This window comes from Pseudomonas sp. BAY1663 (assembly GCF_000582595.1).
Taxonomy (GTDB): Bacteria; Pseudomonadota; Gammaproteobacteria; order Pseudomonadales; family Pseudomonadaceae; genus Stutzerimonas; species Stutzerimonas stutzeri_AF.
Map to the genome: position 1 here is coordinate 1 of NZ_AZSV01000087.1, position 17,410 is coordinate 17,410.

The following is a 17,410-nucleotide window of genomic DNA, read 5'->3' on the forward strand; positions in this document are numbered from 1 at the left end:
TGTCAAGCAGCCTGTCCCCATGAAATGCGAAGAACCTTTTAATTGCCCACTGCCGAACGTCGAACCCCGGCAAGCCATACGGAAAACGAACCATGATGCAGCAACTGACTATCCGAACCCGGCTTCTGATTCTGGTCGGAGCGATGCTGGCCGCCTGCTTGGTCATCGGCATGACCGGCCTGTATGCCCAGCAGCGCAGCGTCGCAGGCCTCAACACCGTGTACCTGGATCGCGTGGTGCCCCTGCGCGACCTCAAGCTGATCGCCGATCTGTACGCGGCCACGCACAAGGCCCGCAGCGGCCTGCTCGGCTACGGGCAGGCGCGCGCCGGCGAGGCCGGGCGCGGCTTCGCGGTGGTCGCCGATGAGGTGCGCAACCTGGCGCAGCGCACCCAGAACTCGACCCGGGAGATCGAGCGGATGATCGGCGCGATCCAGAGCGCCACCGAGCAGTCGGTACGCGACATGCAGCAGAGCAGCGAATTCGCCGCACGCAGCCAGGCCATGGCCAATGAGGCGGACCAGGCGCTGGGCCTGATCGCCGAGCGGGTTGGGCAGATCAACGAGATGAACCTGGTCATCGCCAGCGCCGCCGAGGAGCAGGCCCAGGTCGCCCGCGAAGTGGACCGCAACCTGGTGGCCATCCGCGACATCTCCGAGCAGAGCGCCACCGGCGCGCAGCAGACCTCGGTAGCCAGCGACGAGCTGGCGCGCCTGGCGACGCAGCTCAACCAGCTGGTGGGACGCTTCCGTCTCTGAGCCGGCTTGCGTCGAGTGCGGGCGGGACATGCGTTGTCGCAATCCGGCGGCGAACCCGGCGGCACGTTTGCATTCCTATGTACGGAGCTTTTCCCGATCCGTACCGAACGAGGAGTCGCGCAGTGAAAACTGCCGTGTCCGCCCTGGCGCTTGCCGCCGGCCTTGCCCATCGCCCCCATGTTTGCTGCGCGACAGCGCACCGTCACTCACGGGGCGCAGGCTCCTGCCACTTGGGTCAGTGTCATGCGCAAAACTGAAACGAGGCCTCTAGCCACGTTTCGAGATTTCGGCGACGGGCGGCTGCTCCGCGCCCGGTTGCCGCTCGCTGGATTCGAGCAGTGCCTGCAGCGCGTGGCCATAGGCCTGGCGGGCGACGCGCAGGCTGTTGTTGTGGCTGGCACCCTCGACCAGCAGCAGTTGCTTGGGCGCGTGCGCCGCATCGAACAGTTGCTCGCTGAAGCGTACCGGCACGTAGCGGTCGTCGGTGCCATGCACCACCAGCAACGGCATGCCGATCCGGCCGATCTTCTCCAGCGAATCGAACTTCTGCGACAGCAGCCAGCGCACCGGCAGCGTGGTGTCGGCCACCACCGTGGCGACATCGGCGAGCGAGGTGAAGGTGGATTCGATGATCAGCGCGCGGGCTTCGGCCGGCGTGTCGTCGCGTTCGGCGTTGCGTCCGAGTTCGGCCGCCAGGTCGACCGCCACCGCGCCGCCGAGGGAGTGGCCATAGATGAAGCGCTTGCCGGCATCGGGTTGCAGGGTTTTCAGATGCTCCCAGGCGATGCGCGCATCCTCGTAGACGCTGCGCTCCGAGGGCAGGTCGCCGAGGCTCTGGCCGAAGCCGCGGTAGTCGATGGCCAGCACCGAGAAGCCCAGCGCGCGCAGTTGTTCCAGGCGGAACAGATGGCCGGTGAGGTTCCAGCGCACCCCATGCAGGTAGAGCAGCGCCGGAGCGTCGGCGCGGGCGGCGGGCCACCACCAGGCGTGGATGTTCTGGTCCTCGCCGAAGGCCGGCGCGGTGAACTGCAGCTCCTCGATGCCACTCGGCAAGCCGCTGAACCAGGTTGCGGTGCCGGGTTCAATGCGAAATACCAGTTCGCGCTCCTTCTGCTCGAGTACGGAACAGCCGACCGGCAGCCCGGCCAGCAGTGCGGCGACGAGCAGCAGGCACAGCCGTCGTGCGCGGCTGCGGAACAGGGGGAAGCGCGGCATGCTGTCGTGAACCTCGCAGATGGAAAAGGGGGGCGCTCCGTCGAGCCGTATAGCATCGCCGCCCGACGCCCGCCGAGGCGGTATCAGGCATTCGAGGGCCGGGCTTCTTGTAGGGGGCGCTCTGTGTACCGCCGGGCTCCGGCGTATGCGGTGCGCGGAGCGCACCCTACGGGGCCGTGCAGGCGACGTTTCATGGAACCTGTCCGCGTGCTCGTTCGCAAGGCCAGCCGCCGAATGACTGGTTACTGCATATTGCGCGCCAGCGCCTACGGCCAGGGAGGCGTTGGCGACGGGAGGACGGTCAGATACGGAACTGCTGGGCCAGTGCGCCCAGCCGTTGACCCAACTGCTCCAGGTCGCGTGCGGTCTGCGCACCCTGCTGGGTCTGGTCGGCGACCTGGTCGACGGAAACGGCGATCTGGTGAACGCTGCGGCTGATTTCCTCGGAGACGCTGGTCTGCTCCTCGGCGGCGCTGGCGATCTGCGCGTTCATCGCGTTGATGGTGCCGATCAGTCGGGCGATCGCATCCAGCGAGGCGCCGGCGCGGTTGGCCTGTTCGCTGCTGCTTTCGCCGGCTTCGCTGGAGCGGCTCATGGCGCCCACCACGGTGGCCGTGCCCTGTTGCAGGCGGTCGATCATGCCCTGGATTTCCTGGGTGCTCTGCTGGGTGCGCCCGGCCAGCGCGCGTACCTCGTCGGCGACTACGGCGAAGCCACGCCCGGCCTCGCCGGCGCGGGCCGCTCGATGGCGGCATTGAGCGCCAGCAGGTTGGTCTGTTCGGCGATCGAACGGATCACGCCGAGCACGCCGACGATGGCGTCGACGTCCTGGCGCAGGCTGTCCATGGAGGTGCCGCTGGCGCGGATGTCGGCCACCAGCGCGTGGATGCGCTGGATGCTCAGCTCCACCACCTGCTTGGCCTGCTGGCCTTCGGTGTCGGTCTGGCGCGCGGCGTCCGCGGCGTTCTGCGCGCTCTGGGCGACCTCCTGGGCGGCGGCGGACATTTCGTGGATGGCGGTGGCCACCTGGTCGGTCTCGTGGCGCTGCTCGGCCATGGCGGCTTCCGAGCGTTGCGCCTGGGCCGCCACTTCGCCGACCAGGCCGGTCAGCTGGGTGGTGAGCTCCACCACCTGCCGCACCATGCCGTGGATCTTCTCGACGAAGCGGTTGAACGAGGTGGCCAGTTCGCCGATCTCGTCGCGGCTGGCGATCGCCAGGCGGTGGGTGAGGTCGCCGTCGCCAGCGGCGATGTCGTCGAGGTTGTCCTTCATCTGCTGCAGCGGGCGCAGGATCGAGTTGCTCAGCGCCAGGCCGGCGACCCCGAGCACGCCGAGCATGATCGCCGCCAGCACCAGGGTGCTGGTGACGATGGCGCGGATGCGCGCCTGGATCTGCGCCTCGACCTCGGCGACCTCGGCATCGATGTTGTCGATATTGATCGAGGTGCCGATGGCCAGGTCCCACTTGGGCAGGTAGTGGTTGTAGGACAGCTTGGGGATCAGCACGGCGTCGTTGCCGGGCATCGACGAGTAGTACTGCAGGTAGTGGCTGCCGTCCTTGGCGGCGCGCACCAGGTCGGCGTTGATCGGCCGGCCCTGCTGGTCGCGGCGCTCCTTCATGCTGGTGCCGACGCCGTCGGGGTTGCTGCCGCGGAACAGCCGGACGATCTCGGAGTCATGGCCGTAGAAATAGCCATCGCTGCCGAAGCGGATGCGCGACAGCCGCTCGATGGCCTCGGCGCGGGCGGCCAGGTCGCCCTCGGCGGAGCGCTGGTAGAGGTCGTCGATGGCGCTCAGCGCGAGATCGACATAGTGCTGCAGCTCCTTGCGACTCTGTTCCAGCAGGTGTTCGCGAGCGGTGGCGATTTCCTGCTCGGCGCGGTCGGAGAGGATTTTCGCCGTACCGCCGCAGAGGACCAGGGCAAGCAGCAGTACCGGCATGAGTGCCAGCAGGATCACTTTCTTTTTCAGGGAAATGGGCATCGCAGGGACCGTTGGTTGTAACGAGTCCCTGTAGAGCGGCCGCCCGGCGAAAAACTTAACCTTTTGGTCGGATTTTTACGCTCGATCGCAGCCGGCGATGCCGGCGCCGAGCGTGTCGCTTTCGGTCTCGCGCAGTTTCCAGGCCCAGGCGAACACCAGCAGACCGCCGATGGCGGTGGCCGCGCCGATGTAGCCGGTGGAGGTCCAGCCGAAACCGGCGCTGATCGCCAGGCCGCCGAGCCAGGGGCCGAGGGCGTTGGCGATGTTGAAGGCGGCATGGTTGGAGGCGGCGGCAAGGGTCTGGGCATCGCTGGCGACGTCCATCAGGTGCGTCTGCAAGGCCGGCGACAGCGAGACCATGGTGCCCACCGCGAACACCGCCGGGAAGATCGTCCAGGCCGATTGCGCCGCCAGCGGGAAGACCAGCAGCACCAGTGTGCTCCACAGCAGCAGCCAGGCGACGGCCTGCAGGCGCAGCCGGTCGAACAGCCAGCCGCCGGCCATGTTGCCGACGATGCCGCCCAGGCCGAAGGCGGCGAGGGCGAAGGGAATCCAGCCGGAATTGACGCCGGTGACCTCCAGCAGGGTCGGTGCCATGTAGCTGAACACGCAGAACATCCCGGCGAAGCCGATCGAGCTGATCGCCAGCGCCAGCCACACCTGCGGCCGGTTGAAGGCGCGCATCTCGTGCAGCGGGCTGTTGCGTGGCTCGTTCTGGCTGCGCGGCAGGTACAGGGCGACCAGCAGCACGGTCAGCAGCGCGATGGCGCCGACCAGGGCGAAGGCGTAGCGCCAGCTCAGCCACTGGCCGAGCCAGGTGGCGAGCGGGTTGCCGATCAGGATCGCCACGGTCAGCCCCATCAGCACGCGGGCGACCGCCTGGGCGCGCTTGTCGGGCGCCACCATCGACGCGGCCACCAGCATCGCCACGCCGAAATAGGCGCCGTGGGGCAGGCCGGTGACGAAACGGACGGCCATCAGCGCGTGATAGTCCGGCGCCAGGGCGCTGGCGAAATTGCCCAGGGCGAAGAAACCCATCAGCAGCAGCAACAGCTGCCGGCGCAACAGCCGTGAGCCGAGGATCGCCAGCAGCGGCGCGCCGACCACCACGCCGAGGGCGTAGCTGCTGATCACGTGGCCGACCTGCGGCTCGCTGATGCCCAGGCCCTGCGCCACGTCCGGCATCAGCCCCATGATCGCGAATTCGCCGGTGCCGATGGCGAAACCGCCCATCGCCAGGGCCAGTTCGATCAGCAGCACGGCACGCGCGCCAAGAGAGGATGTCGCGGCATGGGCCGGTGCACTCATGGTCTACCTCGGATCGCTTGGGAGGGGGCGCATTATTCACAGCCCGCCGCCCGGGTAAAGGGCATCTTGCGCGAATCGACGGCCTGGCGCCGGAAGCCACGCCAGAGCTGGGAACGCGGCAGGGCTGCAGCGTTCGCCGAAGGCCAGCGTACGGCGCCGGAATAGTGTCTGCGGAGCGTGGCGAAGATGGTTTTCTGACCAATCGAACAGGCCGCGTGGCGGGGGCTGCCAAGCTGCGGCCAAGCTTGATTCTGATCAGGGAAGACCGGACGGTCACCCCCGTATTTTGCTGGCGGAACCGGATGCGCCTGCCGCGGCCGGGCAAGCCCATGCGACATGCCTGAACGGCCGCGCTGAACTCAACAGACCCTGGGAACCCTTCATGAAACTGGTCTTTTCTCCTGCCGAGGCGCTGATGAACCGGCTCAGCTACCCGGCCAAGTTCGGCTTGCTCGGGCTGCTGGTCTTCCTCATCTTCGCCAGCCTGATGCTGACCCTCGCCGACCAGCTCAACCGCACCATCGAGCGTTCCGAACGGGAGCTGGTGGCGTCGGCGCTGTCGCGGCCATTGTCCCGGGTGGTCGAACTGGCGCAGCAGCATCGGGGCCTCTCGGCGATGCAGCTGGGCGGCAACGTCGCCGACGTCGGCCGCCGGGCTTCGCTGGAGAGTCGCGTCGACGCGGCCATGGCCGCGCTCGATGGCGCGCTGACCGAGGATGAGCGGGCGCTGGGGCAATGGCAGGCGATCGGTCGCGCCTGGGCCGAGATCAAGCGCGACGGCCTGGGCTGGACGCAGGCGCAGAGCTTCCAGGCGCATACCGCGTTGATCGGCAATCTGCTCGGCTTCCAGACGCTGCTGTCGGATGCCTACGGCCTGACCTTCGACCCCGAGCCGCAGACCTACTACCTGATGACCGCCGCGGTCGACCGCATGCCCTACCTGATCGAGCGTCTGGGGCGGCTGCGCGGCAGCGCATCGGCGGTGCTGGCGAAAGGGGCGATGGACGACCAGCAGCGCACCGCCCTGATCGTGCTGACCGAGGAGGTCAGGTCGGCGACGCGCGAGATGGAGCGCAGCATCGAGAAGGTCCTGGCGCAGCGTCCCGAGTTGCGCGAACGGCTGGGCCAGGCCATTGCCACCATGCACGCACGCGGCGAGCGTATCGAGCAGGTCGTGCAGGACATCGCCGTGCGCGGTGATTTCGCCAGCACCTCCTCGGCGCAGTTCTTCGACATGACCACCGAAACCATCGCCATCGGCTATGCGCAAATGCGCGACGTGCTGTTGCCTAGCCTGGACCATTTGCTGCAGCAGCGTATCGACGAGGCCCGGCACGTGCTGTACTGGAACGTCGCCGTGCTGCTGGGGGTACTGGCGGTGATCGGCTATCTCTCGGCGGGCGCCTACCTGTCGGTGATGACCAGCATCCGTTGCCTGCGCGCAGGCAGCGAGCGGCTGGCCAGCGGCGATCTCACCACCCGCATCGAGCTGGCCGCCCGTGATGAACTGCGCCACGTCGCGGGCAGTTTCAATCACATGGCCGATGCCATGCGCCGCCTGATCGGCAGCATCAAGGACAACTCCGACCACGTCGCCGATTCGGCGCGCAACCTGGTGACCGCATCGGGGCAGATCCATGTCGCCTCGCAGTGCCAGAGCGATGCCGCCTCGAGCATGGCGGCGGCGGTGGAGCAGATGACCGTCGGTATCGAGAGCATCGCGCGCAATGCCGGCGAGGCCGATGCGCTGGCGCAGCGTTCCGGCGAGCTGTCGCGCCAGGGCGGCGAGATCGTCGCCGCGGTGGTCGATGAAATCAGCCAGATCGCCGTCTCGGTGAGCGATTCGGCACGTACCGTCGCCGAACTGGGCGAGCGTTCCGGGCAGATCTCGGCGATCGTCGGGGTGATCGGCGACATCGCCGCGCAGACCAACCTGCTGGCGCTCAACGCGGCCATCGAGGCGGCGCGTGCCGGCGAGCAGGGGCGTGGTTTCGCCGTGGTCGCCGACGAGGTGCGCAAGCTGGCCGAACGCACCGCCAACTCGACCCAGGAGATCGCACGGATGGTCGCGGCGATCCAGCAGGGCACCGAAGGCGCCGTGCAGGGCATGGAGCAGGGCGTGGTGCGGGTCAACGAGGGCGTGGCCCGCGCCCAGCGCGCCGGCGAGGCCATGGGCGGCATCCGCGAGGCGGCCAACCAGGTGCTCTACACCGTGGCGGAAATCTCCAACGCCCTGCGCGAGCAGAGCGCGGCGTCCGCCGAGATCGCCCAGCAGGTCACCACCATCGCGCGCATGGCCGAAGAGAACGGCGTGGCGGTGGGCAGCAACCACCACACCGCCAGCCGCCTGAGCGACCTGGCCGGCACGCTGCTGGAGAACGTCAGCCGCTTCAAGGCGGGCTGAAAACAGGTTCTTCGCATTTCATGGGGACAGGCTGCTTGACACCGGACTGGCAAGATTGGGTGTGTTGAATGAAAGTTTTGCTTTCATTGGCGTTTAGCGAGCTGCTTGAATGCTTGGTTTCGCCCTGCTGGGCGACTCACTTTTTTCAGTCGCGAAAAAAGTAAGCAAAAACGCTTGCCCCTGCATCCGGCCCTGCGCTTCGCTCCGGGTCCATTCGCTCCATCGCCGCTCCAGGGGTCGGCTTAAAGGGCCATCCATGGCCCTTTAAGCCTTTCGCCGCATCCCTGCGGCTCAACCCCCTACGCAACGATTCCGCTCACCCTCCTGAAGGGGCGTTGGGTGTCGCCTGATGGTTCGTACAGAAAGAAAAAGCCAAGCCAACGCAAGCATCAACGGTCTTCCAGGCAACTCGGACTCCGTTCCCGTCAGGAGGGAAGTCTGGCCGCGCAGCGGACAGACCCGGATGTCGGGTGCCCTTCTTCTTTGGTTACTTTCTTGTTGGGCAAGCAACAAGAAAGTGACTCGGCCGGGGGGCCGAAACCAGAAGCGTCAGCACACTCGGTAAGCGCCCTGATCACCAAGCGCAAGCCCAAACCAAATGGCAGCAACACCCAAACTTGCCAGTCCGGTGTCAATCCTTGCTTCCCCAAGAAAGCACGATGAACCTGAAAACAACCACTAGAGCGGCCAGACCCAGAGGATGGTCGGGATCGCGCAGAGCACCACCAGGATCGACAGCGGCAGGCCCATGCGCCAGTAGTCGCCGAAGCGATAGCCGCCCGGCGCCATCACCAGCGTGTTGGACTGGTGGCCGATGGGGGTGAGGAAGGCGCAGGAGGCGCCGATGGCCACGACCATCAGGAACGGGTCCGCCGATGCGTCCATGCCATGGGCCAGGCTGATCGCGACCGGTGCCGCGAGTACCGCCGCCGCGGCGTTGTTGATCACGTTGGAAATCAGCATCACCGCGGTCATCAGCAGCGCCAGTGTCGCCGCCGGGGGCAGGGCCTGGCCCAGTTGCAGCAGGGCATCGGCGATCAGTTGCGAGCCGCCGGTGCTTTCCAGCGCCTGGCCCACCGGCAGCATGGCGGCCACCAGCACGATCACCGGCATGTCGATGCTCTTGTAGATGCCACCCAGCGGAATCAGGCCGACGAGGATCATCACCAGCGCACCGCCCACCAGCGCCGTCGCGGCCGGCACCAGGCCGAAGGCGATCAGCGCCAGGGTGATGGCGAAGATGCTGCTGGCCAGCAACACCTTGCGCGGCGTGGTGATGCTCAGGCCGCGAGAGGCCAGCGGCAGGCAGCCAAGTTCGTTCAGCGCCGCTTGCAAGGTGTCTTCGCCGCCTTGTAGCAGGAGGATGTCGCCGGCGGCGAAGCGGATCTTGCCGAGCCGCTGGCGTAGGCGCTGGCCCTGGCGGGCGACCGCGAGGACGTTCACGCCGTGGCGCTCGCGCAGGTCGAGGCCGGTGGCGGTGGTGCCCACCAGCCGCGAACCGGGGCTGACGATGGCTTCGGCAAGCTTCAGCTCGCCGTGCCGGCTCCTGGGCGTCTTCTCGGCCTTGTCGTCCGGCGCGGCCTCTCCGGGTCGCTCCCGCCCGGTTTCGTCCGCGGCTGGCGCCTTCTGTTCCTCGTGCTCGTCGACATTGGCTGCCAGCTCCACGCCGGTCACGTCGAGCAGCGCCTTGAGGCTGTCGGAATCGGCCTCCACCAGCAGGATGTCGTCTTCGCGCAGGACCTCGTAGGTGGACGGCAGGCGCTGGCGCTGCTCGTCGCGCACCAGGGCGATGACCTGGACATCGGCTTCGTCCTTCACCGCGCCGATCAGCGCGTGCAGCGTGCGGCCGGCGTACTTGCAACCCCCCGGCACGCGCACTTCGGTCAGGTAGGCGCTGATCTCGAACAGCTCGCCGGCACTGTCCCGCTGCTGCCGTCCGGGCACCAGGCGCCAGCCGATCAGCGCGATGAACGACACGCCGGCGATGGTTATCGCGGCGCCCGCCGGGAGGAACGCGAACATGCCGAACGGTGCCTCGCCGGTCTGCGCGCGGTAGCCGGCGATGATCAGGTTCGGCGGCGTGCCGATCAGCGTCAGGGTACCGCCGAGCAGCGAACCGAAGGCCAGCGGCATCAGCAGGAAGGAGGGCGGCAAGCCGCTCTGGCGCGACATCCAGATCGCCACCGGCATGAAGAGTGCCAAGGCGCCGACGTTGTTCATGAAGCCCGAACTCAGGGCGACGATCCCGGTGAGCGTGGCCACCTGCAACCACGGCCGGTCGCCCACCCGCATCAGCCGCCGTGCCACCGAATCCACCACGCCGGCATTGAGCAGGCCACGGCTGAGCACCAGTACCGCCGCCACCGAGATGACCGCCGGGTGGCCGAGCCCGGCGAATACCGCATCGGCCGGCACCACCCCGCTGAGTGCGACCACCAGCAGCGCGCCGAGGGCGACCAGGTCATAGCGCCAGCGGTTCCAGACGAACAGCACGAGCGTCGCCGCCAGCACCCCGAATACGATCAACTGCTCGCCGCTCATGGCTTTCACTCCGGTCTGCCCGGCCCGCAACCGGGGTACAGGCCGAACCTTAAGGCACCGCCGGCCGGCCTCAACGCCTGGCGCAGCGGGACGGCGGCCGCGTTTCATGAACAGACCGTTTTCGTCGCTGCACGTGCGACTCGCGCTGTACCGGCAACTCGCCGCACGAGTGTTCTGGAAAAAAACACGTCCACCGGGCAAGGTGGCGGGACAATAACGCGAAGGCCTGCCACCCATGCCCGAACATCTCGTCCTGCACTGCCGCGATGGTTATCCGCTGGCTGCCCAGCTCTGGCGCCCGGCCGCGCAGGAGCGCGGCGCCGTCATCATCAGCAGCGCCACCGGCGTGCTGTCGCGCTACTACGCCCGCTACGCCGCCTTCCTCGCCGAACACGGCTATGCCGCGCTGACCTACGACTACCGCGGCATCGGCGGCTCGCGTCCGGCGCGGCTGCGCGAACTGAAGATGCGCTGGCGCGACTGGGGCGATTACGACTTCGATGCCGTCGTCCGCTGGATGCGCCAGCGCGACCCGCAGGGCCTGCTGGTGGCGGTGGGGCACAGCGTCGGCGGCTTCATGCCGGGTTTCGCCGAGGCGGCGCCGCAGGTCGACCGCTATCTCAACGTCGCCGGCCAGTACGCCTACTGGCGCGACTATGCCGCCGCACAGCGCTTGCGCATGCTCGGCAAATGGCACCTGTTCATGCCCGCCGTGACACGCTTGTACGGCTACTTCCCCGGCAGCCGGCTCGGCTGGCTGGAAGACCTGCCGGCCGGCGTCGCGCTGGAATGGGCCGGGCGCCGCGAACGGCTGGAGCACAGCTACCCCGCCCATGAGCGCGACGAATTGCTCAGGCGCTTCGCCGCGATCCATGCGCCGATCCTGGCGGTGAGCACCAGCGACGACGCGTTCGCCACCCCGGCGGCCATGCGCCGCGGGCTGGGCTACTACCGCAACAGCCTGCGCCAGCGGGTGCAACTCAGCCCGGCCGAGCTGGGCTTCGAGCGTGTCGGTCATTTCGACCTGTTCCACGACCGCCACCGCCAGGGCTTCTGGCGCTCGACCCTGGACTGGATCGGCGAAGGCCGCAGCCCCTGGGCGCCGGCCGAAATCGCCGAGCCGGGCATGCCGATGGGCGCGGCAGCGTGCTGAAAGCGGACGCGGCCATTCCCTTCGTCGTGGCGCCGGGCTATAAGCCTGGCCCATGAACAAGAACGCCATTCGCCAGCAGATCATCGCCACTCTCGAAGCCGACCGTCAGGTCGCCCAAGCTGCCCTGGCCGCCTCGCACGAGGCGGCGACCCATGCCGAGAGCAAGGCCGAGAACAAGTACGACACCCGCGGGCTGGAAGCCGCCTACCTGGCCGACGGCCAGCGGCGGCGCCTGCACGAGATCGAGACGGCGCTCGCCGCCTACCGCAACCTGCCGTCCGGCGCTTGTCCCGCTGGGGGCGCCCGGGTCGGCGCGCTGCTCTGCCTGGAACACGACGGCAAAATGCGCTGGTTCTTCCTCGGCCCCGACGCGGCCGGACTCAAGCTGCAGCACGAGGGCCGCGAGATCCTCGTCATCTCGCCCCGCTCGCCCCTCGGCCAGGCGCTGCTGGGGCGCGAGGTGGGCGATGAGGTGGAAATCCGGGTGAACGGCCAGCTGCAGTGCTTTGCGGTGCTCGACGTGGAATGAACGCCGGAGCTCGGCGAAGCCCAACGGCCGAGGCACCAGGGCACGCATGCGTCACGCCACCGGGTTTTCGAGGGGCGGCGTTCACCTGGCTCCGGCGTGATGTTGGGCTTCGGCGCTCCGCGCCTCAACCGTAACCTACTGGAGTTCACCTTGGCCCTTGGGAACAGCATTCGACGCAACGCTCAGTCCGTCGCCCGCGGTTTCCTCGTGCGCTGGCCGCTGGTCTTGCGCGTGCCACTGCGTTTCTTCTTCCACGGCTTGCCGCCGCGCCCGGCCGGGACTGGCGGGCCGCTGATGGCCAGGCGCAGGCCGGCGCAGCGTTCGACCAGCTTGCTCATCCAGGCCGACTGCTTGGCGACGAATTCCTCCAGCGGCATCTCGCCGTTCTGCACCATGTCCAGCGCCTGTTCCCAGATCGCCGTGGTACCGGGATCGGCGATCGGTCGCGGTACGGCGTCGATCAGGCCGAAGGCGGCCGGAGTGGCCGCCAGCGCCTTGCCCTGCTTGATCAGGTAGCCGCGCTCGAGCAAGCCCTGGATGATGCCGGCGCGGGTCGCCTCGGTGCCGATGCCGGTGGTGTCCTTGAGCTTCTGCTTGAGGCGCGGGTCGTCGACCAGTTTGGCGACGTTCTTCATCGCCTTGATCAGGTCGCCTTCGGTGAAGGGCTTGGGCGGCTGGGTCCAGAGGTCCTTGAGGAGCAGGTCCCGGACCGCGCATTCCTGTCCCTCGCGTAGCGTCGGCAGGCTCTGCGGTGTGGGCGCTTCGCGGCCGTTGCGGGGTGCGGCGAGCGCCTCGGGCAGCGCGCGCTTCCAGCCCGGCTCGACGATGCGCTTGCCTACCGCGCGCAACGCCTGGCCGGCGCAGTCGAAGTCGGCCTGGGTGCGGTCGTATTCGTGGTTGGGCAGGAACTGCGCCAGGTAGCGCGCGCGGATCAGCGTGTAGACCGCGCGCGGCTTGCCCGCCAGGCGTTCGAAGGCCCGGGTCGCGGCAGTCGGGATGATGCCGTGGTGGGCGCCGACCCGGGCGTCGTTCCAGGCGCGGGACCGGCGCCCGGTATCCAGGTGTTCGAGCAGGGCGTTCAGCGCCGGATCGGCCTGCGCTAGCGCCGCGACGATCGCCGGCGCCTCGCCGTGCTGGCTCGCCGGCAGGTAGCCACAATCGCTGCGTGGGTAGGTGATCAGCTTGTGCGTCTCGTAGAGCGCCTGGGCGATGTCGAGGGTTTCCTGGGCGCCGAGGCCGAGTTTCTTCGAGCAGACTTCCTGCAGCGTGCCGAGATCGAAGGGCAGCGGCGCTGCCTCGCGCTGGCGCTCGGTCTTCAGCTTCACCAGCCGGGCGCTGGCCGCCTGGCGCATGGCCTCGGCCGCTTCTTGCGCACGGGTCTGCTGGAGGCAGCGGCCCTGGTCGTCGCAATGCTCGTCCGGCGCGTGCCACTGCGCGGTGAAGGGGACGCCGTCGGCCAGCAGCGTGACGTCGATGGCCCAGTAGGGCAGCGGGACGAAGTCGGCGATGCTGCGGTCGCGGTCCACCACCAGGCGCAGGGTGGGCGTCTGCACGCGGCCCACCGGCAGCACGCCCTGGTAGCCGGACTGGCGGCCGAGCAGGGTGAACAGCCGGCTCATGTTCATGCCGATCAGCCAGTCGGCGCGCGAACGGCCGAGCGCGGCATGGTAGAGGTTGAAGGTCTCGGCGCCCGGCTTGAGCGCCGCCAGCGCCTTGCGGATCGACGCATCGTCCAGCGCCGACAGCCACAGCCGCTGGATCGGCCCGCGATAGCGGCAGTGCTCGACCAGCTCGCGGGCGATCATCTCGCCTTCGCGGTCGGCGTCGGTGGCGATCACCAGCTCGCGACATTCGCCGAGCAGGCGCTTGACCGCCTTGAACTGGCTGGCGGTCTTCGGTTTGACCAGCATCTTCCAGCGCTCCGGCACGATCGGCAGGTCCGCCAGCACCCAGCGCTTGTAGCGCGGGTCGTAGGCGTCCGGCGGGGCGGTCTCCAGCAAGTGGCCGATGCACCAGGTCACCGTCACCCCGGCACCCTGCAGGCAGCCGTCGCCACGCCGGTTGGCGCCGAGCACCCTGGCGATGTCCTTGGCCTGGGAAGGTTTCTCACAGAGGAAGAGCCGCATGCTTGCCGTCGTTCGTTTCGCGATGGCGCAAAGCATGTGCACAAATCTGCGTTCAGGCAATGAATATCTGTATATCCATACAGATATTTTGGCCGGGCCGGCGAAACTTGAGCGTGATCAAGTCCGTGCCGGAGCGCATTGCCTAGGCTGTCGCTATCGAAAAACCGGCCCGGGGCACGGCAATGGCCAAGAAGTTTCCACTCAACCCCCCGCATCCCGAGCGCGTCTGCTGGGGCTGCGATCGCTACTGCCCGGCGACCTCGCTGGCCTGCGGCAATGGTGCCGACCGCACCATGCACCCGGCGGAGATGTTCGGCGAGGACTGGTACCTGGACGGCTCCGGGGAAATCGAGCCGGAGCTGATCGCCAAGTCGCGGGGCGAGCCGTCGTGATGGTGCCACCCACGGCGCTGCACGGCTTTTCGTAGGGTGATGCTCCGTTCGGCTGCTGATCGCCGGCAAGCTGGTTCCTGCAAGGGCAAGGTGCACACTTCTGTAGGAGCGAGCCATGCTCGCGAACGCAGGCGCTGCGGAACATCGCAGGCAGAGCCCGATGCGAGGTGCCGGCGATGCGCCGTCTGGCCCCGGATCGCCGGCAAGCCGGCTCCTACAAGGTGAGGTTTTCCCCTAGTCGCGATCGGCGAAGCGCTGCACCACCACACTGCCAATGATGTCGCCCTCGACGTTGACCGCCGTGCGCACGGTATCCAGCAGGCGGTCGATGGGCAGCAGGATCGCCACCGCCTCGGCCGGCAGACCGACTGCCTGCAACACCATCACCATGGTCACCATGCCGGCGCTGGGAATGCCCGGTGCGCCGGTGGACGCGATCATCGCGGTGAAGAACACCACCGCCTGTTGCGCCAGGCTCAGCTCGATACCCATCAGGTTGGCGACGAACAGCGCTGCTGCCGCTTCGTAGAGTGCGGTGCCGTCCATGTTCATGGTCGCGCCCAGCGGCAGCAGGAAGCCGGCGATGCCCGGGCGCACCCTGAGGTTGTCCTCCGCGCAGCGCAGGGAGATCGGCAACGTCGCCGCGCTGGAGCTGGTGGCGAACGCCGTGATCAGCGCCTCGCGGGTGCCGCGGAAGAACCACAGCGGCGACTTGCCGGTCGTGAGAAAAAGAATGCCCGGCAGCACCACGATGCCGTGGAACAGCGTGGTGGCGAACACCAGCATGATGAAGCCGCCCACCGCACTGAGCAGCGCCACATCCTGCTCGGCCACCAGTTTGATCAGCAGGGCGAGGATGCCCAGCGGCGCCAGGCGCATGATCCAGCCGATGATGCGCATCATCAGCTCGAGAAATTCCTGCAGCACCACGAGGATATTGCGGTAGCGGTCGCCGCCGGCCACCAGGGCGATGCCGATGAACATGGCGAACACCACGACGGCCAGGATGCTGCCGTTGGCCAGCGCGGCGAAGGGATTCTGGAACAGGTTGGCGAAGAAGTGCAGGAAGAACTCGGGCAGCGTCAGCTGGCGCGCATCGAAGTCGTTCATCGCCTCGGCGAACAGGTCCAGCGACAGCCCTGCGCCCGGCTCGAACAGGTTCGCCGCGACCAGCGCCACCAGCATCGCCGCACTGGTGGTAAGGGTGAAGTAGACCAGCGCGCCGCCCCACACCCGATGCACCTGATGATGCGCCTGCAGATTGGCCACACCGACGACGATGGAGGTGAAGATCAGCGGAATCAGCACCATTTTCAGCAGGCCGATGAAGATGCTGCCAAGCAGGGTGCTGGCGTAGAGCACGCCTTCGCGCACGGGCGCATCGGCCGGCAGCGTACCGGTCAGCCAGCCGATGGCCACACCCAGGCAGGCCGCGATGAGAATCTGCAGGTTCAGGCTGGGCAAGGCGGGCGGCTCCTCGGGTCGATGGCGGTGACGTCAAGCAAGAGAATAGAAAGGTGCGGCGAAAGTTCGCAGCAGCACGGCAGCATCATACAGGCCGAGCCGCCCTGCAGAAGCCGTCTCCTGGCGCTGGCCGGTAGCAGACAAACGCCGGCCGACGGGTTTTCATGGCCGGGCTGGGACAAGAGAGGCAAGCGAGCATGAGCGATCAGGACATCGAGCGGCGCATCGCCCGCGACATCGCCAAATGGCAGCGCGGCGTGCGCAACAAGGGCGAGCCGCTGCAGATCGACGAGGGCTGGCTGCATACCCCGCAGGGGTTGCGGTTGCCGTTCAGCGTGCTGAAGAGTGCCGGCGTGCCGCCGCGCGAGGTGGAACTGCTGGCCCGGCGCGCCGCCTTGCGTGAGCGGCTCGAGGCCTGCAGCGATGCGCAGCAGCGCGAGCGCCTGACGCACGAGCTGAGCGAGCTGGAGCAGAACATCGCCTTTCGCCTGGAGGCGCTGCAGCGCCTGGGGGCAGGCAGGCCATAGGGTGGGTTGCCGGAAGCCGGAAGCTTGAAAAGCATCGCCCCGAGGTCGGGCCTCCCACAAGAGCAGTGATCTTCGTCGAACCCAGTGGCGCGACCTCGCGGCGATGCAGGCCGCAGGACTGCCTGAAGCCCGATTGGGTGTATCGTCTGGGGCGTATTTCTTTCAAGGAGAACAGCATTGACTACAGCACGAATCGGTTTCTTGCCGGCGCTGCTCATCGCCGCCGCAGTGGCCTTCGCCGGCTGGTCGGTGGGGCAGGGCGTGGAGCGTTTCCGCATGGCCGATCGCACGGTGACGGTCAAGGGCCTGGCGGAGATGGACGTGAAGAGCGACTTCGCGGTGTGGACGCTGGGCTTTCGCCGTGGTGGCGATCGGTTCGCCGAGGTGCAACAGGGGCTCAGCGAGGACCGCCAGCGGGTGCTGGACTTCCTCCGCGAGCAGGGCTTCAGCGACGAGGAGCTGGAAGTGCGGCCGTTGCAGGTGCAGGACCTGCTGGCCCGCGAATGGGCGTCGCGCGATGTGGCGCTGCGCTTCAACGGCCAGGGGCAGGTGCTGGTCAAGTCCGAGCGCGTCGATGCCGTGGCCAAGGCGGCCAATGCGGTCGATCCGCTGATTCAGGCCGGCGTGCAGCTGGATACCGAGGTCAATGGCTTCGCCGGGCCGCGCTATCAGCTGCGTGGGTTCAACGAGCTCAAGCCGCAGCTGCTCGAGGCCGCCACCGGCAACGCCCGTGAGCAGGCGACGCGCTTCGCCGAGGATGCCGGCGCCACGCTGGGGCGGTTGAAGAATGCCAACCAGGGGGTGATTCGGGTGATCGATGACGATGGCAGCGATATGGACAGTGGACGGACCATCGGGAAGCGGTTGCGGGTGGTGAGTACCTTTGAGTACACGTTGGATTGAGAACGGGCTGAGCGCCGGGTGTCGGTGCCGGCCTTCGCTCCTCGCTCGGCGTCCTGCCTCGCGTCCCCTTGCGCGGCGAGGCGACCCTCGGAGCAGCGATGGAATGA

Annotated in this window: 11 protein-coding genes and 4 pseudogenes; 8 read left to right on the forward strand and 7 right to left on the reverse strand. The window is 67.8% G+C overall.

Features of this window, described 5'->3' with window-relative positions; genetic code table 11:
- Positions 1-95 precede the first annotated feature (95 nt).
- Positions 96-257 (forward strand): annotated as a pseudogene (locus BAY1663_RS26050) (MCP four helix bundle domain-containing protein); the annotation flags it as partial.
- Between the two features lie 63 nt (positions 258-320).
- Positions 321-758, forward strand: a pseudogene (locus BAY1663_RS18780) (methyl-accepting chemotaxis protein); the annotation flags it as partial.
- 267 nt (positions 759-1,025) lie between these two features.
- Here the strand turns inward: BAY1663_RS18780 and BAY1663_RS18785 are convergent.
- The 4 genes and pseudogenes from BAY1663_RS18785 to BAY1663_RS18795 all read right to left on the reverse strand — a co-directional run bounded on the left by BAY1663_RS18785 (position 1,026) and on the right by BAY1663_RS18795 (position 5,264).
- Entirely contained in the window at positions 1,026-1,973 is a 948-nt protein-coding gene (locus tag BAY1663_RS18785) for an alpha/beta hydrolase (RefSeq protein ID WP_037043689.1), read from the reverse strand.
- Between the two features lie 301 nt (positions 1,974-2,274).
- Positions 2,275-3,272 (reverse strand): annotated as a pseudogene (locus tag BAY1663_RS26055) (methyl-accepting chemotaxis protein); the annotation flags it as partial.
- A gap of 141 nt (positions 3,273-3,413) precedes the next feature.
- A pseudogene (locus tag BAY1663_RS26060) lies at positions 3,414-3,956 on the reverse strand (cache domain-containing protein); the annotation flags it as partial.
- Positions 3,957-4,031: 75 nt separating this feature from the next.
- The gene (locus tag BAY1663_RS18795; protein ID WP_037043693.1) at positions 4,032-5,264 is read right to left on the reverse strand and encodes an MFS transporter; all 1,233 of its coding nucleotides are present in this window, start codon (positions 5,262-5,264) and stop codon (positions 4,032-4,034) included.
- A gap of 382 nt (positions 5,265-5,646) precedes the next feature.
- On the opposite strand from BAY1663_RS18795, the gene BAY1663_RS18800 reads away from it, so the two are divergent.
- The gene (locus BAY1663_RS18800) at positions 5,647-7,668 is read left to right on the forward strand and encodes a methyl-accepting chemotaxis protein (RefSeq protein ID WP_037043696.1); all 2,022 of its coding nucleotides are present in this window, start codon (positions 5,647-5,649) and stop codon (positions 7,666-7,668) included.
- A 678-nt stretch (positions 7,669-8,346) separates the two neighbouring features.
- Here BAY1663_RS18800 and BAY1663_RS18805 read toward each other — a convergent pair.
- Positions 8,347-10,209 (reverse strand): SLC13 family permease, encoded by a 1,863-nt coding sequence (locus BAY1663_RS18805; RefSeq protein ID WP_037043699.1) that lies wholly within the window; start codon positions 10,207-10,209, stop codon positions 8,347-8,349.
- Positions 10,210-10,444: 235 nt separating this feature from the next.
- Here BAY1663_RS18805 and BAY1663_RS18810 point away from each other — a divergent pair, with 235 nt between their 5' ends.
- Positions 10,445-11,362, forward strand: a complete 918-nt coding sequence (locus tag BAY1663_RS18810; RefSeq protein WP_051497185.1) for an alpha/beta fold hydrolase — start codon at positions 10,445-10,447, stop codon at positions 11,360-11,362.
- A gap of 52 nt (positions 11,363-11,414) precedes the next feature.
- Positions 11,415-11,891 (forward strand): GreA/GreB family elongation factor, encoded by a 477-nt coding sequence (locus tag BAY1663_RS18815; RefSeq protein WP_037043702.1) that lies wholly within the window; start codon positions 11,415-11,417, stop codon positions 11,889-11,891.
- Positions 11,892-12,073: 182 nt separating this feature from the next.
- On the opposite strand, the gene BAY1663_RS18820 is transcribed toward BAY1663_RS18815, so the two are convergent.
- On the reverse strand, positions 12,074-14,017 hold the full coding sequence (locus BAY1663_RS18820; RefSeq protein WP_037043705.1) for a DNA topoisomerase III: 1,944 nt from the start codon (positions 14,015-14,017) through the stop codon (positions 12,074-12,076).
- 182 nt (positions 14,018-14,199) lie between these two features.
- On the opposite strand from BAY1663_RS18820, the gene BAY1663_RS18825 reads away from it, so the two are divergent.
- Positions 14,200-14,409 carry a DUF3079 domain-containing protein gene (locus BAY1663_RS18825; protein ID WP_037043709.1) on the forward strand — a complete coding sequence of 70 codons (210 nt, stop codon included), beginning with the start codon at positions 14,200-14,202 and terminating at the stop codon, positions 14,407-14,409.
- A 234-nt stretch (positions 14,410-14,643) separates the two neighbouring features.
- Here the strand turns inward: BAY1663_RS18825 and BAY1663_RS18830 are convergent, their stop codons facing one another.
- Entirely contained in the window at positions 14,644-15,873 is a 1,230-nt protein-coding gene (locus BAY1663_RS18830; protein ID WP_037043712.1) for a dicarboxylate/amino acid:cation symporter, read from the reverse strand.
- Between the two features lie 197 nt (positions 15,874-16,070).
- On the opposite strand from BAY1663_RS18830, the gene BAY1663_RS18835 reads away from it, so the two are divergent.
- Both BAY1663_RS18835 and BAY1663_RS18840 read left to right on the forward strand, forming a co-directional pair.
- A complete protein-coding gene (locus BAY1663_RS18835) occupies positions 16,071-16,400 on the forward strand; it encodes a hypothetical protein (RefSeq protein WP_037043715.1) in 330 nt (109 codons plus the stop codon).
- A 177-nt stretch (positions 16,401-16,577) separates the two neighbouring features.
- On the forward strand, positions 16,578-17,303 hold the full coding sequence (locus BAY1663_RS18840; protein ID WP_037043719.1) for an SIMPL domain-containing protein: 726 nt from the start codon (positions 16,578-16,580) through the stop codon (positions 17,301-17,303).
- The last annotated feature ends 107 nt before the right edge of the window (positions 17,304-17,410 follow it).